Origin of the sequence: Deinococcus hopiensis KR-140 (assembly GCF_900176165.1) — a bacterium.
Taxonomy (GTDB): domain Bacteria; phylum Deinococcota; class Deinococci; order Deinococcales; family Deinococcaceae; genus Deinococcus; species Deinococcus hopiensis.
In genome coordinates this window covers 104,658-126,156 of record NZ_FWWU01000009.1, presented here as the reverse complement: position 1 = coordinate 126,156, position 21,499 = coordinate 104,658, and the positions used below count along the sequence as shown (strand labels likewise).

The following is a 21,499-nucleotide window of genomic DNA, read 5'->3' as shown; positions in this document are numbered from 1 at the left end:
GTCGCTGGAACGGCTCGACGCGCGCGTAGATGGCCTGGGGCAGCCGCACCCTTCGAGTACACGGGGACCAGCGACACCGACGCCCCACACCGCTTCGCCATCCATGCGCGCGCTACACCGGTTGGCTCGGGGCGAACCACTCTCCCGCGCGCGACACGTGGCGCAGCGGCGGGTGCATTTTGCGTGGAAGATGGGGGGCGAGGTGCTGTACTAGCGCATGTGTCTGAATGGCGCCGCGCGTGGAAGGGCACCCCTCACGGCGCCATTCTCCCCAACGTTCATTCAAGTTCGCTCGCCGGGCTCGGTCAAAAAGAACTCCGCACGTTGACCCACGCGCCAGGCGGCCTTCAAAAGCGCGGCAGGCCACGCCCCACAGGTCAAACCGTGCGACGAAGTCCGTGGAGGTGGATTGACGGTGAGCCGGTCATACAGGTTCCGGATCATCCGTCCCCTCCCCTCTGCTCCGGTGATTCCACGCCTCTGTGTCACCGTTTTTCCTGCTCGCTCTGCTGCGCAGCGTTGCACGTCCGCTCCGGTCAACCCGTTATTTCATCACGGATGAACCCGGATTCTTGTCAGACCGTTCGGCCTTCGGCCGCCCTGCACCTCACCACCATCCCCGCCGCTTGAAGTAGTAGGCCAGAAGCGCGCCCACCACCAGGAAGCTTGTCCAGGCCATCGCGTAACCGTAGCGCCAGGGCAGCTCCGGCATATGCCCGAAGTTCATGCCCCACACGCCGGCCAGAAAGGTGAGGGGCAGGAAGATCACGCTGACGGCGGTGAGGGTCCGCATCACCTCGTTCATGCGCTGGCCCTGCAGGCTGAGGTGCAGGTCCAGCAGGCCGGTGAGGTGATCGCGCAGACTGTCGAAGCGGGCCGTAGCGCGGGCAAAGGAGTCTTGCACGTCGCGGAAACGCACCAGATCCGCCGGGTCACCCTCGATGTGGCGCGCCAGCAGGGTCACGGCCTCGCGGGCGTCGGTGCTCAGGCGGCGGGCCTGGGCGATCCGGTGCTTGAGTTCAAACACTTCCGCGACCGGGTTCAGGCGCACGTCGGTAAAGACCTGTTCCTCCAGCGCGTCCACCCGGCCTTCCAGCGCGTCGGCCAGGGTGAAAAAGGTGTCGGCGGTGTGGTCCAGCAGTTCGTAGGCCACCTCGGGCGCGGTGTTCACGCTCTCGCGGCCCACCAACTTCCAGACCGCCTCCAGAGCGCGTGTTCCGGTGGTGCTAAAGCTGAGCACCGCGTGCGGATACAGAAAGAGGCTGACGCGTTCGGTAAATTCCTCGGCCTCTTCCGGGCGCGAAAAAGAACGGACGGTGATAAAACCGTGTTCCGGGTAGGCTTCCGCACGGCTCCAGTGCCCGTGTTCGCGCACGTCCTCCACCGCGAGGCGGTTGAGGGCAAAGGCGGCGCTCAGCCGCGCGAGTTCCTCCTCGGCCACGTCCTGCACGTCCACCCACACGTTCTCCGCCTGCCCATTCCAGTCGAGGTCCTGTCCGGTAAGGGTCCTGGCGCGAATCATGGGGAGATGGTAGTGGGAAGTGGGGAGCACAGCGTGGGAAAAGATAAAGGACCCTCTTCCACACTCCCAAACCCCCGCCCCAAAACCGCGTACCCTGTGCCCCATGTCGGCCTGGCTGTGGGTGATGGTGGGGGGGGCGCTCGGCGCAGCGGCGCGGTACAGCGTGACGCTGGCCCTCGCGCCGCTCGTGGCCCGTGCGGGCTTTCCGGTGGCGGTACTGGGCATCAACGTGCTGGGCTCGTTTCTGCTGGGCCTCACCGTGACGCTCGTGGGGCGTGGGGTGTGGCCCGAGGCGGCGCGGCTGGCTTTTGGGACCGGGGTGCTGGGGGCCTTTACCACCTTCTCCACCTTCAGCGTGGATGTGGACGGCTTGTTGACCCGAGGAGCCGGAGGGCTGGCGGCGCTGTATATGGCCCTTAGCGTGGGGCTCGGCGTGCTGGCCGCCATGGTGGGCCGAACACTGGGGGCGCGGCTGTGACGGGCCGCAAGCGGGGCAAAAAGGCCGAGACCACACGCCCACCCGAGCAGTTTCTCGATCTGGCCGACGTGCTGGCCTACGTGGGGCAGGTGATCGCGCGGGGCATGCCGGGAGCAGTGTGGGTGCGGGCGGAGGTGGCCTCGCTGACCGACCGCCGCCACCTGTACCTGGACCTCGTGCAACTGGAGGACGGCACCGAAATCGCCAAATGCCGGGCGACGGTCTGGGCGCGCGAACGCTACGCGCTGGAGGGCAAGTTCCGCCAGGCCACAGGCGGCACCCTCACGGCGGGCCTGAAGGTGCTGCTCTTCTGCACGGCTGAGTTCCACCCGCAGTACGGCTTTTCCCTGAACGTGCTCGACGTGGCCCCCGAGTTCACCGTAGGCGACGTGGCCCTGCGGCTGGAAGCCCTGCGGGAAACGCTGGTACGCGAGGGGGTGTACGGCCTGAACCGCCTGATGACGGCCCCCAGCGACTACGCCCGTGTGGCCGTCATCAGCCCCAGCGAGGCCGCCGGACTTGGTGACTTCCGCCGTGAGGTGGACGCGTTAGCGCGCGCAGGCGTCACCCAGTTCGTGTATCTGGAGGCGACCTTTCAGGGCCGCGAGGCGTCACGCAGCCTGACGGGGGCAATCTCGGGGGCGCGGGAGGCGCATGGGAAGGAACCGCTGGACGCTCTGGTGCTGATCCGGGGCGGCGGGGCGGTCACCGATCTGGCGTGGCTGAACGATCTGGAGGTGGCCCGCGCGCTCGCCACCTTTCCCGCGCCCGTCATCACGGGTCTGGGCCACGCCCGCGACGACACCCTGCCCGACGAGGTGGCCTGCATCCGTACCGACACACCCAGCAAGGCCGCCGGACTGATCGTCCGCACGGTGGCGGGGGCCGCCGCTCAGGCCCAACAGCACGTCCGGGCCATCCGGGCCCAGGCCAGCGAGGTGCTGGTGAGCGCAGACGCGGCGGCCCTGTGGGCGGTGGACCGGGCCCGCAACGCTGCCCGGCGACAGGTGGACGCGGCACAGGCCGACACCGACGCCCTGATGCGTCAGGCGCTGGGCCTCACGCCCGCCCGCACCCTGGCACGCGGCTACGCCCTGGTGCGGGACGCGGACGGCCAGCCCGTGACCCGCGCGGCGCAGGTGCAGCCGGGCGAGGCGCTGACGCTGGAATTCGCGGATGGCGCGGTGGGGGTTCGGGGGGAGTAGGGGGTGGGGCCGGTGGGGTGGCTCCCGCTCTTCGAGCTGTACCCGTTACCGCGGGCTTCGCCAGACTTTTCCCGTTGCGCAGCGCTGCGCAACGGGAAAGAGAATCGGCCGCCTCCACCCACCTTTGCCTCATGCCCGCGAAGGGGCCGCCCCTACGCGCAGCGCCTGGGCCTCTTTCAACGGGGCGAGGCACACAGCCGCGCCTTCAGACGAACGAGGGAGCCGAGCCTACCTACGCTCCCCTGCCCCTCAATACACCGCCCGCGCCACCACCCGCACCACCTCGTCCTGCACCGCCCGCAGCGTCAGAATCGGCGTATCCTCCGGTCCGTTTGAGAGCACCGCGAAGGCCAGCACATGCCCGCTGCGCCCCGTCACGTACCCCGCCAGCGCACTGACCCCCGGCAGGGTGCCCGTTTTCGCCCGCACGTCCAGCCCGCGACCCTGCAGTCGCAGCGCCAGCGTCCCCCCCCGCCCGTCATGCTCTGGGTCCCGCTCGCCGGTGCCCGCTTGAGGCAGCGCCTCGGCAAAGGCGTTGCGCCGGGCGCGGTAGGTCTGGTCCGGCAGCTCGGCCCGGGGCCGCCCCAGCGGATAGGGCAACCCATAGTGGGTGGTCAACAGCGCCACCAGCGCGCGGGCAGTCAGGCGATTTTCCCGGCTTAGGCCGCTGCCGTCGGCGAGTTGCACGCCCGTCAGCTCCACCCCCAGGCGGCGCAGGGCGCTGCGTTCCCGGCTCAGCGCGCCCGGAAGCGTGCCGTTTCCCACCGGCCGCACGGCGAGCGTGGCCAGCAGCTCCTCGGCTTGCAGGTTGTCGCTGGGCCGCAGGGTGTCCGCCAGGAATCCAAAAGGAGGGGCGCTGCGAACCGAGGCGACACCCTGCTCGGGACGGCGCGAAATGGGGACCACGAGATCGGGGGGAAGTGGGCGACCGCCTCCGTCCACCCGCGCGGGCGGCATGTAGGGCACGTAGGCGGGGGCCTTCCCCACCACCCCCGAAGTGACGCGCACACCGAGGCGGCGAAGCTCGTGAATCAGCGCCGCACCCAGCCGGGCGCGTGCCTGGGCGGCCGAAGCGGGCGGGGCATCGTGCCAGTCGGCCAGCCGCAGGGCAGTCATGGGCACACCGAGCGGCAGGTCCTTCCAGGTGGACGCCTCCAGCCTATCCTCGTCCAGCCGCACCGCACCGACTTCGCGGATGCCCCGGGCGAACACCTGCCCGGCCAGTGCCCGCAGGCTGTTCGCGCTCCCGGCCACCCGCAGGGTGGGGTCTGCATTTCCACGCAGGGTGAGGTGCGAGACGCGCGAGCGGCCCACCTCGGCGGCGGGAACGGTGAGTTCGGTGCTCCACCAGCCCCCATTGCCGCCCCGGTCCAGCAGGACGGAGGAGGCGGTGACCAGCTTCATGGTGCTGGCGGGAATCAGGGACAGGGCCGCGTTCTGGGACTCCAGTACCTCCCCCGTGGTCAGGTCCTGCACAAGCAGGCCGGTCCGTACCCCTCCCGGCAATCCCGCAAGGACCCGGCGAACGCCCACGCTCAGCCCCGGTTCGCGGACGAGCGTGACTGTGGCCGTCTCCGGTCCCGCGGCCCCTGCGGGGCCCGCCCACCCCAACCCGCCCCAGAGCCCCAGGCAGGCAAGGCCCAGGCGGATCAGGCGGGAGACGAGGAAAGGACGCACGGGGGCAGGATAAGGCAGACTGCCCAGGGCAGCGAGCAGGGGGCCAGCCCAGCTGTCAGCCGTCTGCCCGCTGCTCTTGGCTCTGGGCCCGCTGCATCCGCAGGTACATCCCGTACTGCGGCGCACCGCCGAGCATGTTCTGCCCGCCGTCAACGGGCAGAATTACACCGGTCACGTAACTCGCCGCGTCAGACACCAGGAACAGCGCGGCGTTGGCGATGTCCTGCGGCACCCCGAAGCGCCCGAGCGGCACCGTAGCGATGAATTGCTGCCTCGTCTTCTCGTCGGGCGCGAGGCGGGCCATGCCCTCTGTGCCGTCGATGGGACCGGGAATGATCGCATTGACGCGCACGCCGCGCAGGCCCCACTCCACCGCCAGCGTCTGCGTCAGGGCGTCCACACCAGCTTTGGCCGCCACCACGTGCGCCTGCATGGGCACGGGCATCCCATAGGCGCTGATACTCAAGATGTTGCTGCCGGGCACCTTGAGGTGTGGGGCCGCCGCCTTGATGGTGTTGTAGGTGCCCAGCAGGTCAATGTCCACCACCGTCTTGAAGCCGTTGGGGGAAATGCCGTCCACCGGAGCGGGGAAGTTGCCCGCCGCGCCGCACAGCACGGTGTCCAGCGGCCCGAACACCTCGACGCCCGACTGCGCCGCCGCTTGCAGGGCCGCGAAGTCGCGCACGTCGGCGGAAACGCCGAGCGCCCGGCCCCCGGCCTCCTCGATGCCGCGCGCTGCGTTCTGCGCTTTTTCGAGGTTGCGCCCCAGAATCGTGACCGCGCAGCCGTGCGCCGCAAAACTCTGCGCGATGCCGAGGTTGATGCCGCTGCCTCCCCCCGTGATGAGGGCATGCTTGCCGCGGAGGAGATCGGGGCGGAAGGTGGTGGAAGGACCGTGGGGTTGGGTCATGGTGAGGCTCCTTTTGGGTAGGTGAAAGGTTCTTGGGAAGAGGGCAGGAGGGCCCAGTACTGTGCCTCCGCGCCGGAGAAGTGGCCGTCACGCTCGTGGCGAAAGCCCAGCTTCTCCAGGACACGCCGTGAGGCGGCGTTGCGCGGGCGAACGATGGCAGCGATGCGCCTCAGGCCCAGGGACCTGAAGCCGAAATCCAGGGCGGCCCAACCCAGTTCGGTGGCGTAGCCCTGGCCCCAGGCGGGACGGCCCAGGTAGTAGGAGAGCTGCACCTCGCCCGTCTCGTCCAGGGGCTCCAGGCCGCCATGCCCCAGAAACGCGCCCGTCGCCTTTTCAATCACCGCGCAGGGACCGAAGGCGCGCCCGTTCCACAGCCCAGCTTTGGCAGCAACGTACGTCCGGGCTTCCTCCGGCGTACGGGCCACACCCAGCCAGGTGACAGCCGGGTCACTGTCTATGACGGCGTAATGCGCGTCGTAGTCCGTCACCTGCAGGGGGCGCAGACGCAGTCGGAGCGTTTCCAGGTCCATAGCGGTAGCCTAACGCCGGGCTCAGGGCCTGAGGGAGGCGGTGAGCCCCTCCGCCGTCATGTGCTCGGCGTTCCAGTCCACCGCTGCCGCGAGGCTCTGGGCGTGGGTCAGGCCGTCTCCGAGGACACGCTTGGTACCCTCCAGCGCTTTTGCGGGAAGGGCGGCGAGCTGCGCCGCAAGCACGTCGGCGCGGGCGTAAAGGGTTTCGGCATCGGGCAAAACTTCGGTCACGAGGCCCCAGCGCTCGGCGGTGGCGGCGTCGATGGCTTCGCCCGTCAGCGCGAGGTGAGCGGCGCGGCCCTTTCCTACCAGGCTGGGGAGGCGCTGCAAAGCGCCCAGGTCCGCCGTAATCCCCAGCTTCACCTCGGGCAGACTGAACCGGGCCCCCGCGCTGCACACCCGCAGGTCACACGCAGCGGCCAGTTCCAGCCCCGCGCCGATACACCAGCCGTCGATGGCAGCGATCACGGGGATGGGCAACGCGGCCAAGCCCTCAATGGCACGGTGCATTTCCGCAACAACAGCGCGGAACGCCTCGCGGTTGCCCAGGGCGGGGGTGATGACGGGCGCGGTGGCCTTCAGGTCCAGTCCCACACTGAAGGCCCGTTCACCGCGCACGATCAGGACGTCGGCGCCCTCCAACTCCGCCAGGGCCAGCGGCACCTCGCGCCAGGTATCCGGGCCGAACGCGCCCTTGGGGTGGGCCAGGGTCAAGATCGACACCCCACCTGAGCGGGAGAGGCGTAAGCTCTCGTAGGTCATGGCGGCAGTGTACCCGTTTACGGTGGACTCGGTTCAAAAATCTGCCTGGGTCAATCTCCGGCCCGAACGCCCACCATCTCGGCCGTTCCCCTCGCCCCCAGCCCCCGACGGGTGGCGAGCAACAGGCCCCAGGCGGCCAGGCTGAGCACCCCAGCCAGCACAAACACGGCGTGATACCCGAACAGTCCCGCGCACACCCCCAGCCCCAGTCCACCCAGCAGGGACCCCGCGTTCATGGTGTTGGAATACAGCGTGGTGGCGACGCCCACCCGGTCCGGCATCAGTTCCTGCACGTAGGCCATGCCCAGCGTCGCCAGAATAGCCACCACCACCGCGCGAACAGCCTGCGCCACAGCCAGCCACGCGATATTCGGGGCCACAAACACCATCACGTAGTACAGGGCAAACAGCATCATGCCCCACAGGATCAGCTTCTCGTTGGAAGCGCGGCGGGCACGCAGCACGAAGCTGAGCATGATGGGGATTTCCAGCAGCGCGCACAGCCCCACCAGAAAACCGACATTGCCCTCGCTGCCGTGCAGCCCCCGGGTGACGTGGATGGGCAGCGCGGCCGAGCCCATGTTCATGGCCGTGCCGTACAGCACGAAGCTCAGCGCCACCCAGTGCATGGGCCGGGGCGGCGTGGCGGGGGCGCTCGCCTGAACTTCTTCTCCGGAGGTGGTGGCCGGGGGCAGCGGCGCACGCATCCGGCGGAGCACGGGAATGGCCGCCCCCACGTAACACGCCGCCGTCGCCAGAAACAGCCCCGGAAAGTGCAGGCCCGCCAGCAGCGCCGCCCCGATCCCCGGCCCCACCACCCAGGCCAGTGAAAAGACGGACCGCAGCGCCGTCATGCCCTGCTCGCCCGCTGCCCCCGCCTGCGCCCGCGACAGCGCGAACACCTGCGGAAAGGCTGCCGAGCCCGTTCCCAGACAGACGGCGGCGATCAGCAGCACGGCGAGGTAGTTTGTGGTGAAGGCCAACAGCACGAAACCCAGCGTTCCGGCGGCAATAGCGGTCAGCACCACCGGGCGGCGGTCCGGCAACCGGTCAGACCAGCGGGCCAGCAGGGTGCTGATGGTGATGCTGCTCAGGGCCACCACGGTGAGGTACACGCCCAGCAGCAGCGGCGACATGCCCACCTTCTGCACCCCGAACAGCGACATGTACGGCATGGCGAAGGAGGTGGCGAAACCCAGCAGCAAGACGGTGACCGCCATGCCCAGGTAACCAGGAACGTTTTTGAGAGACAGCAGGGGATTGGTGTGCATGGGGTCCGCCAGGAACAAGGAGAGAAAACGAGGACCGCTAGCCAGGGCCCGGGAAGTCGCGGGCTCAAGCTTAATCGGTTCAGTCGACCCGGCAACGTGACCGCCACCCGGGTACCGGACGAGTTGCAGAGGATGAAGAAGAGCTCAAGGCAGGGGAAGTGGTGGAGCAGATCTGCCGCCCTGCCAGCCACTTCACCGGCACTGTCAGAAATAAGGCTGCCGCTGCTCCGACAACAGCGGTATGTGGACGAAGGAGGCGGTGGCGCAGGCAGGCCCTTGCAATCAAAGGTGCCGGCGACGGTGTGGGCTTTACCCGGAGTGGGGACCGCCAAGCCAGGCACCGAGGCGTCGCGGCAAAGCCCGTGCGGCCGCCTGTAGATCGCCGGACCGAGGCAGATGGACGGGCCCTACCCCCGCTGGCCACACCCACACAGCGCCACCGTGTCCACGGGAGCCAGGCTCTATCTGCGCGTGCCCGGCCCCGTTACCCCACCTGCTCGGCGCCGAACATTCGGGAAGGCCGCGCGTATTCGTCCTGGGCGGCCACGAGTTGAATCTCGCGCGTTCCGGCGCGGTGGGTCAGGTCCAGCAGGGCGTACAGGGCGCTCATGGAGAGGCTGAGCGCCTGCCCGGCGTCGCCTGTCTGAAGGAAGTGCCCGAAAAACAGCGCGGCGATGGCGTCGCCGGTGCCGTTGCGCGGCGGGTCCAACGGCAGCAGGGGCGTGCGGCACAGCCACGCGCCGTCTTCCGTGACGGCCAGCGTCTCGATCACACCTTTGGGGGCGTCGTCCCGGACGAGGCTGGTCACGACCACGATGCGGGGGCCCTCGGGACGCAGGGTGGCGCGCAGCATTCGGGCGGCGCTGAGCGCTTCTTGCAGGGTGGTCACATGGCGGCCCGTCAGCAGTTCCAGCTCGAACTGGTTGGGCGTGACGATATCCGCCTGAGGCACGGCCTGCTCACGGATCAGGTCCGGCAACTCGGGGCGCACGAACACGCCGCGCCCCACGTCACCCATCACGGGGTCACAGCAGTACAGCGCCGCCGGGTTGGCCTTCCGTACCCGGTGCACCGCCTCCACCACCGCCCCCACGGTGCCCTCCGAGCCCATGTAACCGCTCAGAACCGCCGCACACATGGGCAGCACCCCCCGGGCCTCGATGCCGTTCAGCAGCTCCGCCACCTGCTCGGACGGAAAAACGGTTCCCGTCCAGGCTCCGTATCCCGTGTGGTTGGAAAACTGCACGGTATGGATCGCCCAGACCTCGAAGCCCAGGCGTTGCAGCGGAAACACGGCCGCGGCGTTGCCCACGTGCCCGTAACTCACCCAGGACTGAATCGAGAGGATATTGGGCGGCAGGACCGGGGCGGGTGTGGACGTGGTCATGGAGTGAGGATAGCCGTCCCGTCAGAGAAGGTCAGCGGTTGGAGGCCGTTACCGTCAGTGGTCCGAACTCGCGCCCCCAGAGGTCTGCCTTGTCCCGCGCGCCCACGAGGTCCAGGGGCGTCGCGCCACTCACGCTGAGGGCCCAGCCCCAGGGCATTCGGGTGAGGTACCTCACGTGCGCCTGCCCCGCGTGGGAGCGGTCCAGGCCATCTGCAACGCGCAACACGGCGGCGAGCCGGGACACGAGCCCGCGGTCTGCAGGCGGCAGCGCCGCGTATTCGGGATGCGTGGGCTTGGGTCCGCCGCGGCGGTGGTAGCGGGCGAGTTGCGCCACAAGTTCGATCTCGCGGGGAGCAAAGCCGCGCAGGCCCGCGTGCCGAATCAGGTACGCCGCGTGCTTGTGGTGCGCGCTCTGCGACACGATCTGTCCCACCTCGTGCAGTCCGGCGGCGGCGGTAAGCAGGCTGCGGGCCTCCTCGGGAAAGCGCTCCCCGGTCTGGACCAGCCGCGCGAAGAGGTCTCGGGCGAGTTCGGTCACGTGCCGGGCGTGCGCGAGGTTGGCCCCGAAGCGCTCGGCAGTGGTGAGGACGCTGCGCTGCCGGGCACTCAGGCCGCCGACGTAGGTGGCCTGTCGCCGGAGTTCCTCGATCAGCATGCCCTCGCGCAGCGCACCCTCGCTCACCACCGCCTCCCGCGCGCCCAATGCTTCCAGGGCCGCGTGCAGCACCGCCAGACCGGCGACGATAATCTCCGCCCGCCGCTCGATCCCGGGCAGCCGCGCCCGGCTGCCCGCGTTCATGTCCCGAAGCCGTTCCAGCAGCGCTCCCAGCTGCACCGTGTTCACGCTGCACCCGTTCACCGACACGGGCGGCCGCCCTCCTCCCGCAGCGAGGAGGGCGGCCGCGGCCTCAGCGGTGCCGCTGGACAGCACCACCTGCGTGCCAGGCCGCACGGCAAAGCGCTCACGGTGCGGCGCGAGGGCCCCGCGGGCCGCGTTTTGTATGGCCTGGACTTCCTGACGGGTGGGCGGTTCGTTCCGCAGGTGGGCGCGTGTCATGCGGATGGCTCCCAGGGGCAGGCTCAGCACATCAGACGCCCGTTCGGGGCCGCCCCGGGCAAATTCCAGGCTGCCGCCGCCCAGGTCCAGCAGCACGTTGTCCTCCCCGAAATCCACGCTGTGCCCCGCGCCCAGGTACGTCAGTTCGCCCTCGCGCTCGCCGCTGATAATGACGGGGTAGAGGCCCGTTTCCTGGCCCGCACGCTCCGCCACCTCCGCACCGTTGGGCGCCTCGCGCAGGGCGCTGGTGGCGTAGACCTGCACCTCAGGGACCCCGGCAGCGGCACTCAGTTGGCGGAAGCGGGTCAGCGCCCGCTGCAGCCGGACTTCGCCTTCCAGGGTCACCTTGCCCGCCGCGTCCAGGCATTCTCCCAGCCGGGTCCGGTCCTTTAGCACGTCCAGCACGCGGTAGTTTCCGCCCTCCCCCCGCGCTTCTGCGATCAGGAGATGACTGGAGTTCGTACCCACGTCCGCAACGGCCACCCTCATGGCTCCAGGGTAACGGGCGGGGAAGGTCATAGCGGTGTCTTCACGCATTTGATTGCACTCTGCAACGACTCATAAATCTCTGCAGCAGAATCGTTGGGTGGCCGATCCTCTCCCTTCTCCATCCGAGCCGCTGGCGGGCGATCTGGCCTCTCCGGAACTGGGGCTGCTGATGGCCCTCTGGAATGCCTGGCAGGCCATGACGGCGCTCAGCGAGGCGCATCTCTCTGCGGGGCATGGGCTGGACCTGCGCTCCTGCCTGGCCCTGGCCTTCATCTCGGACGGCGGCAGGCAGCCCGCGCAACTGGCGCAGGACCTCGGCGTGCCGCGCTATGAGGTCAGCCGTGTGCTGCGGGGGCTGGAGGCGCGGGGCACCGTGACCCGGACCCCCACCGCGCCGGACGGCCGGCGCGTCACGGTCACCGTCACTCCCGAGGGCCGGGCGCTGTGGGAAGCCGCGCTGGCCACCCTGCGCAGCCTGACCGCGCCTCCTCTCGCCTCTCTGGGACCGGACGCGGGACGGCTTGCCGGAGACCTGCACCGCCTCGCGCGGGCCGCCCGCCTGCCCTTCCCCCTCACCGTACAGGAGCAACCATGACCACCAACCCCGAACCCGCCCGCTGCCCCTTCACCGGCCAAGTCGCCTCCACGCCGCTGACCCACCAGCCTACGCCGCCTGCGCAATCCATAGCGCGCGACGAGCGCGGCTTCTACCGCGTCCAGTCGTTTGGCTCCGCCCGCGAGGTGCTGCGCTCCGAACAGGTCAAGCAGGCCGGCTTCATGGCCGAGGTCGCGTCCTCCGCGCCGGGTCTGGAGCGCCAGCCCGTGCTGTACGCCGAGGGCGAGCACCACCACGAGATGCGCCGCTCCACCGCCCGGTACTTCACGCCCACCGGGGTGGAGGGCTACGGCCCCTTCATCGCCCGCTTTGCCGACGGCCTGATCGCCCGGCTGATGCGGGGGAGCGAGGTCAAGCTGGATGACTTGAGCCTGGACCTCGCTGTCAACGTGGCCGCCCAGGTGGTGGGCCTGACAAACAGCCGCCTGCCCGGCATGTCGCGCCGCGTGATGGCCTTTGTTTCGGGGGGTGGGGACAGCGCGCCCGGCCAGACCACACCCGGCGGCCGTCTGGAAGGCTGGCGGCAGTACGCCGACGTGGTGCTCTTCTACCTGCTGGACGTAAAGCCCGCCATCCAGGCCCGCCGCCGCGAGCGCGGGGACGACCTGATCAGCCACCTGCTGGACCGGGGCTACAACGACGCCGAGATTCTGACCGAGTGCCTGACCTACGGCACCGCCGGGATGGTCACCACCCGCGAGTTCATTTCGGTGGCGGCGTGGCACCTGCTGCAGAACCCGGACCTGCGCGGCGAGTACGTCCACGGCACCGAGCGCGAGCGGCACGCCATCCTCCACGAAATCCTGCGCCTGGAGCCTGTGGTATCCACCCTCTACCGCCGCGCGGAGGAGGACCTGACGGTGAATGGGCAGACGGTTCCGCGCGGCAGCGTGATCGCGCTGGACATTCAGACCGCGAACATGGACCCCGCTGTGGTGGGCGAGGACCCCACCACCCTTTGCCCCGCCCGGCCCCTGCCCCGGGGCGTGACCGCGCCCGTGCTGTCCTTCGGCGACGGCCACCACCGCTGCCCCGGGGCGTTCCTGGCGATCAAGGAAAGCGACGTCTTTTTACGCCGCCTGCTGGTCTGGAACGATCTGGAGGTGGTGTCGGGCCCCGAAGTGAGCCGCAACGAGGTGGTCAAAGGCTACGAGTTGCGGAACTTCCGCATCCGCCTGGGCCGCCCGGGGTCCGCTCGCCCAACCACAACCGCTTGAGGTTCAGCCGCCCGTAGACGTCGGGCCGCACGTCCCGCAGCAGGGGATGGACGGCCCGGCCCTTGACCCGGTAGTGGGTGAGGTTGACGTACCCCGTGCCCGTGAGCAGGGCCTCTACCCGGTCCAGAATGGAGCCTCACGTTCCTCAAAGCTGAGGGCTGCACGGTAGCCGTCCAGCGCCCCGTCCAACGCGTTCAGCACGTCCGGAGGCAGCAGGCGGCGAAACGAGCGTTCGGGCTGGCGCATCGCCGTCCAGAAAGCCAGATGTTCGTCGGCCCCCGCCACCTCGCCCATCAGCAGGAGGTCCGCCTCCCCCGAGGGGTCCTCAACCAGCTCGGAGGGACGCACCTCCAACTTGATTCCGTGCCGCGCGGCCCGCTCGGCCAGCCAGTGTGCCTCGGCCAGCGGCTCGGCCCAGGGCAGTGCCCAGAGGAAGAGGGGTTCTCCCGCGTAACCCGAAGCCCGCAGCCTCTTTGCTGCCTGTTCCTCAGAGCGGTGGCGGAGAGGCTGCCCGGCACTCCGCCGGGGATAGAAGGACGTGGCGGGGATGAGGGGGGCCGCCTGCCCCGTTTCCCGCCAGTAGGCTGCCACATCGTGCAACTCGCATATGGCAGCGCGCAGGAAGGGGCCACGTGCAGCCGGACGGTGGCCGTTCCAGATCAGGAACTGCACGCCCACCTCGGCTTGCCAGGTGTCGCGGTGCGCCTCGGCGTTCTCGCCCGTCACGTCCAGCAGAGTGATTTGATCGCGGTGATCTACCCGGTAGAACTCCACCTCGTCGATGAGGGGCCGGCCGGCAAAATGGGCGTCGAAGGCGCTGAGGCGGAAACCTCCCTCCAGCGGCGTCCAGCAAAACGCTCCGGTGCCCACGGGCCTCGCCTCGTCGAAGGGCACGTCACGCGGCAGGATCAGGGCCTGCGTATCGGCCAGGCGGCGCGGCAAGAAGGCGTCCGGGCGGGAGAGGTGGAGGCGCACCGCGTACGGCCCGGCCTCCTCCACCGCCTCCAGACCGGGGAGGAACCACGCCGCCCCCGCCTGCACCCGCTCCAGTGTGGCCCGTACGTCGCCCGCGTCCAGCGTCCGTCCGTGGTGAAATGCCACGCCCTTCCGCAGGTGGAAGGTCCAGCGCAGGCCGTCCTCCGCAGGGTTCCAGTGGTGCGCCAGGTGGGGCGCGGCTGCGCCCGTATCGGGATCGAAGTGCACGAGGGGATCGAGGACCTGGGCGAGCAGGTGCGCCTCCATCGTGGCGCTCGCGTGCAGGGGGTCCAGCGAGGTGAGGTCCCGGGTATAGACGGTCCGCAGCCGGTCCACCCCGGGCCGCGCCTCGCCCAAGCCGAACACACCCCGCGCCGCCTCTGTCAGCACCCAGGCGCGGGGAAAGGGCAGACGGGAGAGCCGTGCGAGTTCGCCCGCCATGCCCTGGCCGGCCAGAGCCTCCGTCAGGGCCTCCAGTTCTTCCCGTAAGTCCGCCGAAAACGTCAACCGCGACGTGTTGCCCCGCCCGCGTCCCGGCGCGTAATTCACCCGCCCCTCCTCCCCCAAGCGGGCGAGGTGCCGCCGCGCCGTTTTTCCGCTGCAGGCCCACCACGTGGTCAATTCCGTCGCCGTCCCCGCATGGCTCGCTCGCACCCCGTCTCGCGCATGCAGGGCGGCCCGCAGGGTGAGATATACCCAGCCGGGTTGGAGGGTATGAAAAGGGGTCATCTACGTCCCACTCTGCCTCTTTTTCCCCCTGTTGACGGGCGCGAGACTGCCCCCTATGTGGCGCACCCTGCATCCCAATGTCCGTACGCGCATCACCACGTCGTTTCTCAGCCGGGTGGTGGGCAGCATGGTGTTTCCCTTCCTGGCAATCTACTTCACGGCGCATCTGGGTGCGGCGCTGGCAGGCACGCTGCTGCTGACGCTGGGCGTGGTGCAGTTTCTCGCCGGGCTGTACGGTGGTGCCCTGGCCGATGCCTGGGGCCGCCGCACCCTGCTGACGGGCGAGGGACTGAAGTTGCTGGCCTTTGCGGCAATGCTCGCGGCGAACGGAAACGGCCCTCACCCCTGGGCCACCTTCGCGGCAGTGGTGCTGGTCAACGTGGCGAGCGGGCTGATCAACCCAGCGGCCGAGGCCATGCTGGTGGACGTGAGCACGCCCAAGTCGCGCTCCTTCATGTACGCCGCGAACTGCTGGGCCGTGAACCTGAGCATCCTCCTGGGCACCGTGGCGGGCGGGTGGCTGTACGCGGACCACTTCACGCTCTTGCTGGGGCTGCTCGTCGGGATGTCACTCATTACCTCTGCCCTGTGCTGGACGCAGATGACGGAAACGCGGGCCGCTTCTCCCACCGCGCGGGCGGAACTGGGCCTCGCGCCGCTGGCCCGCTCCTACGCGCAGGTGGTGCGGGACCGGGCGTTCGGACTGTTCGTGGCGGGCGGCATCCTGATTCTGAGCACCGAGTTTTCGCGCAACAACCACGTCGCGGTTCACCTCGCGCAAAATTTTGCCGCCTCGGAGTGGTTCGGTGTATGGCTGGACGGCATCAAGGCCATGAGCGTGCTGACCGCCGTAAATACCTTGCTGATCGTGGCGCTCACGGCTCCGGTGGCGGCGTGGCTGAAGGGACGAGAGGAACGGCCCGTCATGTACGCAGGTTTCGCCCTCTTCGCCCTGGGCTTTGCCGTTATGGCGTTTAGCACCAGCCTCCCCGTGCTGCTGGGAACGCTGGCGCTGAGCCTGGGAGAATTGCTGTACGTGCCCACATGGCAATCGGCGCTGGCCGAACTGGTGCCCGAGGACCGGCGGGGCGCGTATCTCGCCGTTCACGGGCAGGTGTTCACGGTATCCAAGTGGATTGCGGCGCTGCGGGTGCCACTGGGTGGACTGATCGGTGGATCGGGGATGGCTGGGGTCACGCTGGCCCTCGGCGCGGGCGGGGTCCTCTTGACCGGTTGGGCCCTCAGGAACAGGCAGCCACAGGCCCCAGCCGCCGTTGCCACTCGGTGAAGGTGCCCCAGGGCGTGAAGCCCATCGCCACGTTGATGCCCAGCATGGCCGCGTTCTCATCCGCGTTGTTGGTGCGGACGAAACGGGCTCCGGGGCAGTTCCGGCGCAGGTGCCGGACCATCTCGGCCTTGAGCCACTTGCCCAGGCCCTGCCCACGGGCGGAGGGCCGGACGGCGGTGGCCCCCTGAAACACCAGGGGGGCGCGTTCCGGAGACCAGAACGTCTCGCTGTATCCGGTAAGTTCGCCCGTGCGGGTGTCTTCCAGCGCCATCAGACAGCGGACCTCGCCGCCCTCCTCAATCATCTTCTCCCACGAACGGATCATCTCGGGCGTCACCGTCCAGTCCTCCACGTCCAGGTCGCCCCGGGGCGCGGTGTTCATCACCATCATCATGTCGGCGGCGCGGGTCAGGAACTCGCCCGGGATGCGGGTCCAGACGTGCAGGCGGTAGGGCTCACCGTCGGGGCGGGCCGTCCAGGCGTTCAGCAGCTCGCCCGGTACCTCGTCCAGCAGCAGCTGGCTCTGGCGCATCGGCAAGGCGGGCTCAGCTCCCAGCCAGCGGGCGAAGGCTTCCCCGGCGGGCACCTTGTTCGTGGTGCCGAAGGTGATGAGGCGGCGGCCTTCGGCCTGGGCAGCGGTCTCCACAGCACGGGCCAGTTCACGTCCCAGCCCCCGGCGCCGGTGCCCCGGGTGAACGATGAGGCGGGCGTGCGCGGCGTGCAGGTTCTCCTTCAGGCCGTAGTCGATCCGCGCCCAGCCAAGCGCTGCCGCGCCGTCCCACACCGCGAACTGCCGCATGGCGTCATCGGGAGAGACGTGCGACAAAAAGGCGATCTCGCGCTCTGGAATCAGGCGGGGATCGTCGGGATAGGCGAACCCATGGGCGGCGACGAGAAGCTGCGCCACCGCGAGCCGCGCCTCCTGCGACGCAGCCTGAGGGTCGAAAGGGGTCACGGTCAGCGTCTGCGTCGTCATGGCCACAGTGTGCAGGGCGGGCGTCAGGGAGGCATGGGCCAAACGGCGGAGGAGGGCTAAGCCGGGCGACCTTCCCTCCTCCTTTCGAAGCGACGGTCAGCGAATCAGGCCGTTGACCCCGTTTGGGAAGAACCCGCCCGGTGAGGCCCCGGGCGAGAGAGGCGTGGTGTTCAGCCGCCTGCCGCGCGAGCGGCTGAACACCACGCCGTTGGCGTCGGTAGGCACGACGTTCAATTCTCCCGGCCTGGACCAATCCGTGACCCCCTGGTCCTTGTCCTCGGGACCGCCGAGCGCCTTTCACAGGGCGCTGATGGCGCTTGACATGGCGGCCACCGTGAAGCCGGGCGGGGCCTCCAGCGTCCGCCGCTTGTACAGCTCATGGCGGGTAAAGCCCATGCGGTACCCCTCGACGGCCAGAATGCCCGCTGCCTGCTCCAGCACGCCCCCCGGGTTTGCGGTACCGGATCAGCGGCGAGGCCCCTTGTAGGCCGTCACCCCCACGTCTTCCAGGGTGTGGCTCGCCAGCAGGAACGGACACCTCATCGGCAAAGGAATTGAAGCCCGTGCCCTGCCCCCGTGGCCGCCGTCGCAGCGGCCACGGGGGCAGGCCCCGCATCCAGCGCTGGGCGGGGAATGGGTGTTGCTCCCTGCGCGGTGACCACCGCCGTGAGGAAGCGGACGTGCGCCAGCCCGTGCGCGGCGAGTTTGCTGGCAAGTCCCGGATCTGGGGCGTCCGAAAGGGCATGGGGACGGGGCCGTCCACTCCGGCGGGAAACAGGATGGGGGCCGCGCCGCCCCCGCCCTGCATCCCCGCCAGTCGTCCGGTGGCGGCGAGGGAGAAGGCGGCCTCCAGGTATTCCTGGTTCAGGGCGAAGTTGAGGATGCCGGCGTCCTGGTTGGGCTTGTCGTCGCGGGGCGAGACGCTGGGCGCGCAACCGCTGAGCAGCGCCCAACAGTTCGGCACCGCGTAGAAACTGCCGCCGGATATTGAAGGCCGAGGGGTCCGGAGCGCCTTGGGTCATGCCGTCTTCCAGGGTGTGGGCGGCGAACAGCTCGCCCAGACACGGATCAGCTCCAGCGCGGCACCAACGCCGAGGACCGCGCTACGGTGACCGAGCGCCTGCTTGCCCAGCGCTGTGACGCCACCGTAGCGGCGCCCCTCTGTGCCCTGCCCCGTTCCCGCGAGCATGGCCCGGCCATAGAGGCAATATCCATACGCGCGTCCACACAGGCGAGGGAAAGCAGGCCAGCCGCTTGGCTGGCCTGCCCGCGCTTGACGTTCCGCTTATACGGACTCCGTCTCTTTCGTCAACACACCGGAACTCCACCGGTTTGCCAACTCCACGCCTGGAATGCGTTTTCCTCCTGCTCACTCTGCTTCGCAGCTTTGCAAGTCCGGCTGGCTTAGAGCATTTGTCCGAATGGCGGCGTGAAGGATGGCCTTCCACTCACGGCGCCACTCTCCCCAACGCGCCTCCAAATTCGCCCACCCTGCTCGGTCAAAAAGAAGTCCTCTTTTTGACAAACGCTCTAAATCCCTTCGTAAACGATGGGGGAGGCGGTCGTATTACGCCATCTGCTCTTTCAGAAACGCCATCAGCTCCCGGATGTGCTCGCGGTCAAAGCGGAACTCCACCCCGGCGGCGCGGTACAGCTCGGGGACGGACACGGTGCTGCCCAGGCGCAGGCTGGCCTTGTACCGTTCGAGCGCGCCCGCCGGGTCCTGCCGGGCCCCGCGCCAGATGCCCACGGCGGCGAGGTAACACATGGCGTACTCGATGTAATAGAAGGGCACCTGGAAGACGTGGTAGTACTGCCACCCTTTCGCGCGAATGTCCTCGTCCAGCCCGTCCCAGTTCACGAAGGGGTGGAAGGTGCGGTCCAGTTCCAGCCACTTGGCGTCGAGGTCTGCGGTGGTCACGTCACTTCCCGCCTCGGCGTACAGCCAGTGCTGAAAGGCGTCCATCTGCGCGGCCCATGGCAGGAAGACCACCACGCCCTGAAGCTGCTTCTCGCGGTAGCGGCCCAGTTCCTCGGCGTCAAAGACGTGCCTGAGGTGATCGAGCGTCAGGAACTCCATCGCCATGCTCGGAATCTCCACGAACTCGGTGGGGCTCCAACGGTTCCAGACCAGGGGCTGCGCGGCGCCACTCAGGAAGCCGTGGAAGGCGTGTCCCACCTCGTGAAACAGCACCCGCACGTCCTCGGCCGTGCCCACCACGTTCATCAGGACGAAGGGCTCGTTGTTCACGGGGAAGTACTGGCAGTAAGCGTGCGTCATCTTGCCGGACCTCGACTCGAGGTCCAGCAGCCCTCCACGCATGGAGCGGAAGCGCTCAGCGAGTTCAGCGTCCAGGCCATCAAACGCTTTTTGGGCGATGCTCTCCAGCTCCGCACCTGTCTTGAAAGGCTTCAGCGACTCCCGGCCACCGGCGTCCAGCAGGTTGTTGCGGTTGTAGTCCCAGGGGCGCACGGCGTCCAACCCCAGGGCCTGCGCCAGCCCGCCCACGATCTCGGCAGCGAGGGGCACCACTTCTCCCCGCACCGCCTCGTGAAAGGCGCGGCAGTCGTCCGGCGTGTAGTCCACCCGGTCCAGCCGCTTCCACATGAAGTCGCGGAAGGAGGGCAGGTCCGCGTTGCGCGCGAGTTGCCGGCGGGTGGGCAGCAGGTCCGTCATCACAGCGTCGAGTTCGGGAGCCAGGGCCATGTTGCTGGCCGACAGCGCCCGCCACGCCTCCTCGCGGACCGTGCGGTCCGGGCTGTCGGCGCGCTGCTTGGCCTGCGGCACGGTCAGTTCCTCGTCGCCGAGGCGTACCTTCTGGTTGCCGGTCAGCACGCCGTGGCGGTTTTTCTGCGCCTCGTGCGTCACGCCCAGGTCCACGTTCGCCTCGCGGTACAGCGCGGCGGCGTCCTTCATCCGGCGGTAGGTCAGGGCGAAGTTGGGCGCCGGGGTATAGCCCTGCACGGCGAGCAGCTTTTCGGTCAGGGCCTGCTCGGCCCGCTGGACCTGGGGCGAGACTTCCTCCAGAAAGCGCTGGTAGCGGCCCTGTACGGCCTCATCGTCGGTATGGAGGTCCGCGTGGGTGGAGAGTTTGCTTATGGCCTGGCCCACCTCGGCGTCCAGGGCGCTCCACCCGTTCAGCCAGGCGGGCACGGCCTCAGCGGTCAGCTCGGCGGCGAGAAGCTCCCCGAAGCGGGGGGCGTAGGTGTCCCAGCGGGTCTGGACCTCAGAAACGGCGAGCACCTGCTCCACCCGGTCTTGCGTTGCGGTCATGGGCCCGAGTCTAACGTGCGGCCCTCTCCTCGCCGCTCTTCCTGCCCCTCGGTCCGCGTCGCCGGGCCAGGTTGCAACCCCCTCCGAGGCGTGGGCTGTCCCTCGCGCTCCTGCCCGCTGGCCTGGCGCTCGCGGGCGGCGCGGGACGTCCCCCCGCCGCTGGCCCGGTCCTGCGCCCCCAGGAAATGCCTGCCCCACAGGCCAGCGGAAAGGCCCTGCTCACGGCGCCGTCCACCCTCAACGCTGCCCGACCCACCGCCCGCACCAACTTCGCAGGGCAGGTCTGGTCCCTGGTCCGAGGACGCAGGCACCGCCCACGTGGACCCGTACCGGAATATCGGCAGGAATGGCAGGCCGTGGAGCAATTTCAGCGGGTACGCGGTGGGGCGCAACCCCAGGGACGCGGGGCATTCACGCTTGTTTGCGGCGCTGCCGGGCGGCACGCCAACGCTGACCTGGACAGATTTGTGCGTTCACGGTGTATGGGCGGGTATGGTGCGGCCCTCGCGGCGACAGAACGGGACGTGGGTTCCGCAGACGCCCCTGAGCCGCACCTCCCGGTGGGTTTTTCGCCGGATACTGCGGTGAATGGAGCGGGTAGGCGCACCGCGGCCTTTCTGAAGGGCGACTTGGCCACCATGGACGTGCGCGTGGTGCAGGAGGGACCCGGGAGCGAGTGGCAGGCGTTGGGAGAAGCCCTCAACCGCCGTCCATCCTCTTTTGCTGCTGACCCGCGCAGGGCCTACCGGTCGTCGCGTGGATCGAGGAGGACGGGGCCGGGCAGGACCACTTGGGTGTCAGCCGCTGGCTGGGCACGGACAGGCAGAATCTGGAAGACCCGCCCGGCAGCGCCGGGGCGGGCGCCGACGCCCCCGCATTTGCCCTGCCGAGGAGTGATTTGCCCGTCCTCGCTTGGCTGGAGGGCAAAAATCTCCGCGCCGGGCAGTGGAACGGACAGGGCTGGGCTTCGCTCGCCGTGCCGAACCTCCAAGCGCCGTCTGAAAGGACCTGGGCGTGGTGGGCGCAGTCGCCATACGGCCCACTCCTCTGGCGTTGTCGCGGTGATTGCCAGCAGGGCGGGCACGTCCGCTTCCATGGGGGGCCGCAGCATCACCGCCCCGCGGGTCAGGTCAAGC

22 protein-coding genes are annotated in these 21,499 nt (G+C 69.1%); 5 read left to right on the top strand and 17 right to left on the bottom strand.

Features of this window, described 5'->3' with window-relative positions; translation table 11 throughout:
• Positions 1-607 precede the first annotated feature (607 nt).
• Positions 608-1,522, bottom strand: a complete 915-nt coding sequence (locus tag B9A95_RS13860; RefSeq protein WP_084050733.1) for a magnesium transporter CorA family protein — start codon at positions 1,520-1,522, stop codon at positions 608-610.
• A 103-nt stretch (positions 1,523-1,625) separates the two neighbouring features.
• Between B9A95_RS13860 and crcB the strand changes: the two genes are divergently transcribed.
• Entirely contained in the window at positions 1,626-2,000 is a 375-nt protein-coding gene (crcB, locus tag B9A95_RS13855; protein ID WP_084047856.1) for a fluoride efflux transporter CrcB, read from the top strand.
• Positions 1,997-3,205, top strand: a complete 1,209-nt coding sequence (gene xseA, locus B9A95_RS13850; RefSeq protein WP_084047855.1) for an exodeoxyribonuclease VII large subunit — start codon at positions 1,997-1,999, stop codon at positions 3,203-3,205. Before crcB ends, xseA begins: the two co-directional genes overlap by 4 nt.
• 249 nt (positions 3,206-3,454) lie before the next feature.
• Here xseA and B9A95_RS13845 read toward each other — a convergent pair whose 3' ends face one another.
• From B9A95_RS13845 to B9A95_RS13815, 7 genes are all read right to left on the bottom strand, one after another.
• The gene (locus tag B9A95_RS13845) at positions 3,455-4,882 is read right to left on the bottom strand and encodes a D-alanyl-D-alanine carboxypeptidase (RefSeq protein ID WP_084047854.1); all 1,428 of its coding nucleotides are present in this window, start codon (positions 4,880-4,882) and stop codon (positions 3,455-3,457) included.
• Positions 4,883-4,937: 55 nt separating this feature from the next.
• Positions 4,938-5,792, bottom strand: coding sequence for an SDR family oxidoreductase (locus tag B9A95_RS13840; RefSeq protein WP_084047853.1), 855 nt, complete (start codon positions 5,790-5,792; stop codon positions 4,938-4,940).
• Positions 5,789-6,322: a GNAT family N-acetyltransferase gene (locus tag B9A95_RS13835; RefSeq protein WP_084047852.1), complete on the bottom strand. Its 534-nt coding sequence runs from the start codon at positions 6,320-6,322 to the stop codon at positions 5,789-5,791. Before B9A95_RS13835 ends, B9A95_RS13840 begins: the two co-directional genes overlap by 4 nt.
• Positions 6,323-6,343: 21 nt before the next feature.
• Positions 6,344-7,084, bottom strand: coding sequence for an enoyl-CoA hydratase-related protein (locus B9A95_RS13830; protein ID WP_084047851.1), 741 nt, complete (start codon positions 7,082-7,084; stop codon positions 6,344-6,346).
• Positions 7,085-7,134: 50 nt separating this feature from the next.
• Positions 7,135-8,355, bottom strand: coding sequence for a sugar efflux transporter (locus B9A95_RS13825; protein ID WP_084047850.1), 1,221 nt, complete (start codon positions 8,353-8,355; stop codon positions 7,135-7,137).
• A 484-nt stretch (positions 8,356-8,839) separates the two neighbouring features.
• Positions 8,840-9,742, bottom strand: coding sequence for a pyridoxal kinase PdxY (gene pdxY, locus B9A95_RS13820; RefSeq protein WP_084047849.1), 903 nt, complete (start codon positions 9,740-9,742; stop codon positions 8,840-8,842).
• Positions 9,743-9,773: 31 nt separating this feature from the next.
• Positions 9,774-11,288 carry a Ppx/GppA phosphatase family protein gene (locus B9A95_RS13815; RefSeq protein ID WP_084050732.1) on the bottom strand — a complete coding sequence of 505 codons (1,515 nt, stop codon included), beginning with the start codon at positions 11,286-11,288 and terminating at the stop codon, positions 9,774-9,776.
• Between the two features lie 97 nt (positions 11,289-11,385).
• Here B9A95_RS13815 and B9A95_RS13810 point away from each other — a divergent pair, with 97 nt between their 5' ends.
• Both B9A95_RS13810 and B9A95_RS13805 read left to right on the top strand, forming a co-directional pair.
• A complete protein-coding gene (locus B9A95_RS13810) occupies positions 11,386-11,883 on the top strand; it encodes a MarR family winged helix-turn-helix transcriptional regulator (protein WP_084047848.1) in 498 nt (165 codons plus the stop codon).
• Positions 11,880-13,121: a cytochrome P450 gene (locus B9A95_RS13805; protein WP_084047847.1), complete on the top strand. Its 1,242-nt coding sequence runs from the start codon at positions 11,880-11,882 to the stop codon at positions 13,119-13,121. Before B9A95_RS13810 ends, B9A95_RS13805 begins: the two co-directional genes overlap by 4 nt.
• Before the next feature lie 114 nt (positions 13,122-13,235).
• Here B9A95_RS13805 and B9A95_RS13800 read toward each other — a convergent pair whose 3' ends face one another.
• A complete protein-coding gene (locus tag B9A95_RS13800) occupies positions 13,236-14,825 on the bottom strand; it encodes an ABC transporter substrate-binding protein (protein WP_084047846.1) in 1,590 nt (529 codons plus the stop codon).
• A 55-nt stretch (positions 14,826-14,880) separates the two neighbouring features.
• Between B9A95_RS13800 and B9A95_RS13795 the strand changes: the two genes are divergently transcribed.
• Positions 14,881-16,113, top strand: a complete 1,233-nt coding sequence (locus B9A95_RS13795) for an MFS transporter (protein WP_084047845.1) — start codon at positions 14,881-14,883, stop codon at positions 16,111-16,113.
• Here the strand turns inward: B9A95_RS13795 and B9A95_RS13790 are convergent.
• From B9A95_RS13790 to B9A95_RS13775, 8 genes are all read right to left on the bottom strand, one after another.
• The gene (locus tag B9A95_RS13790; protein WP_084050731.1) at positions 16,067-17,089 is read right to left on the bottom strand and encodes a GNAT family N-acetyltransferase; all 1,023 of its coding nucleotides are present in this window, start codon (positions 17,087-17,089) and stop codon (positions 16,067-16,069) included. The genes B9A95_RS13795 and B9A95_RS13790 overlap by 47 nt on opposite strands.
• Positions 17,090-17,185: 96 nt before the next feature.
• On the bottom strand, positions 17,186-17,323 hold the full coding sequence (locus B9A95_RS33755) for a hypothetical protein (protein ID WP_170928649.1): 138 nt from the start codon (positions 17,321-17,323) through the stop codon (positions 17,186-17,188).
• 63 nt (positions 17,324-17,386) lie between these two features.
• Positions 17,387-17,530 carry a hypothetical protein gene (locus B9A95_RS33750; RefSeq protein WP_170928648.1) on the bottom strand — a complete coding sequence of 48 codons (144 nt, stop codon included), beginning with the start codon at positions 17,528-17,530 and terminating at the stop codon, positions 17,387-17,389.
• Positions 17,531-17,628: 98 nt separating this feature from the next.
• On the bottom strand, positions 17,629-18,111 hold the full coding sequence (locus tag B9A95_RS32280; protein WP_139806788.1) for a ferritin family protein: 483 nt from the start codon (positions 18,109-18,111) through the stop codon (positions 17,629-17,631).
• Positions 18,108-18,278 carry a hypothetical protein gene (locus tag B9A95_RS33745; protein ID WP_170928647.1) on the bottom strand — a complete coding sequence of 57 codons (171 nt, stop codon included), beginning with the start codon at positions 18,276-18,278 and terminating at the stop codon, positions 18,108-18,110. Before B9A95_RS33745 ends, B9A95_RS32280 begins: the two co-directional genes overlap by 4 nt.
• A 378-nt stretch (positions 18,279-18,656) precedes the next feature.
• Positions 18,657-20,363: a M3 family oligoendopeptidase gene (locus tag B9A95_RS13780; RefSeq protein WP_084047843.1), complete on the bottom strand. Its 1,707-nt coding sequence runs from the start codon at positions 20,361-20,363 to the stop codon at positions 18,657-18,659.
• Positions 20,360-20,674, bottom strand: coding sequence for a hypothetical protein (locus tag B9A95_RS34635; RefSeq protein WP_139806787.1), 315 nt, complete (start codon positions 20,672-20,674; stop codon positions 20,360-20,362). Before B9A95_RS34635 ends, B9A95_RS13780 begins: the two co-directional genes overlap by 4 nt.
• A gap of 431 nt (positions 20,675-21,105) precedes the next feature.
• Complete coding sequence (locus B9A95_RS13775) at positions 21,106-21,474, bottom strand: hypothetical protein (RefSeq protein WP_084047842.1); 369 nt, start codon at positions 21,472-21,474, stop codon at positions 21,106-21,108.
• Positions 21,475-21,499: the final 25 nt, after the last annotated feature.

What these genes read in the sequence shown, in the direction of transcription:
- B9A95_RS13860 (WP_084050733.1), bottom strand. Translation starts at nt 1,522, where the DNA reads ATGATTCGCGCCAGGACCCTTACCGGACAGGACCTCGACTGGAATGGG.
- crcB (WP_084047856.1), top strand. Translation starts at nt 1,626, where the DNA reads ATGTCGGCCTGGCTGTGGGTGATGGTGGGGGGGGCGCTCGGCGCAGCG.
- B9A95_RS13840 (WP_084047853.1), bottom strand. Translation starts at nt 5,792, where the DNA reads ATGACCCAACCCCACGGTCCTTCCACCACCTTCCGCCCCGATCTCCTC.
- B9A95_RS13835 (WP_084047852.1), bottom strand. Translation starts at nt 6,322, where the DNA reads ATGGACCTGGAAACGCTCCGACTGCGTCTGCGCCCCCTGCAGGTGACG.
- B9A95_RS13830 (WP_084047851.1), bottom strand. Translation starts at nt 7,084, where the DNA reads ATGACCTACGAGAGCTTACGCCTCTCCCGCTCAGGTGGGGTGTCGATC.
- B9A95_RS13825 (WP_084047850.1), bottom strand. Translation starts at nt 8,355, where the DNA reads ATGCACACCAATCCCCTGCTGTCTCTCAAAAACGTTCCTGGTTACCTG.
- pdxY (WP_084047849.1), bottom strand. Translation starts at nt 9,742, where the DNA reads ATGACCACGTCCACACCCGCCCCGGTCCTGCCGCCCAATATCCTCTCG.
- B9A95_RS13815 (WP_084050732.1), bottom strand. Translation starts at nt 11,288, where the DNA reads ATGAGGGTGGCCGTTGCGGACGTGGGTACGAACTCCAGTCATCTCCTG.
- B9A95_RS13805 (WP_084047847.1), top strand. Translation starts at nt 11,880, where the DNA reads ATGACCACCAACCCCGAACCCGCCCGCTGCCCCTTCACCGGCCAAGTC.
- B9A95_RS13800 (WP_084047846.1), bottom strand. Translation starts at nt 14,825, where the DNA reads ATGACCCCTTTTCATACCCTCCAACCCGGCTGGGTATATCTCACCCTG.
- B9A95_RS13795 (WP_084047845.1), top strand. Translation starts at nt 14,881, where the DNA reads ATGTGGCGCACCCTGCATCCCAATGTCCGTACGCGCATCACCACGTCG.
- B9A95_RS13790 (WP_084050731.1), bottom strand. Translation starts at nt 17,089, where the DNA reads ATGACGACGCAGACGCTGACCGTGACCCCTTTCGACCCTCAGGCTGCG.
- B9A95_RS32280 (WP_139806788.1), bottom strand. Translation starts at nt 18,111, where the DNA reads ATGACCCAAGGCGCTCCGGACCCCTCGGCCTTCAATATCCGGCGGCAG.
- B9A95_RS33745 (WP_170928647.1), bottom strand. Translation starts at nt 18,278, where the DNA reads ATGCTCGCGGGAACGGGGCAGGGCACAGAGGGGCGCCGCTACGGTGGC.
- B9A95_RS13780 (WP_084047843.1), bottom strand. Translation starts at nt 20,363, where the DNA reads ATGACCGCAACGCAAGACCGGGTGGAGCAGGTGCTCGCCGTTTCTGAG.
- B9A95_RS13775 (WP_084047842.1), bottom strand. Translation starts at nt 21,474, where the DNA reads ATGCTGCGGCCCCCCATGGAAGCGGACGTGCCCGCCCTGCTGGCAATC.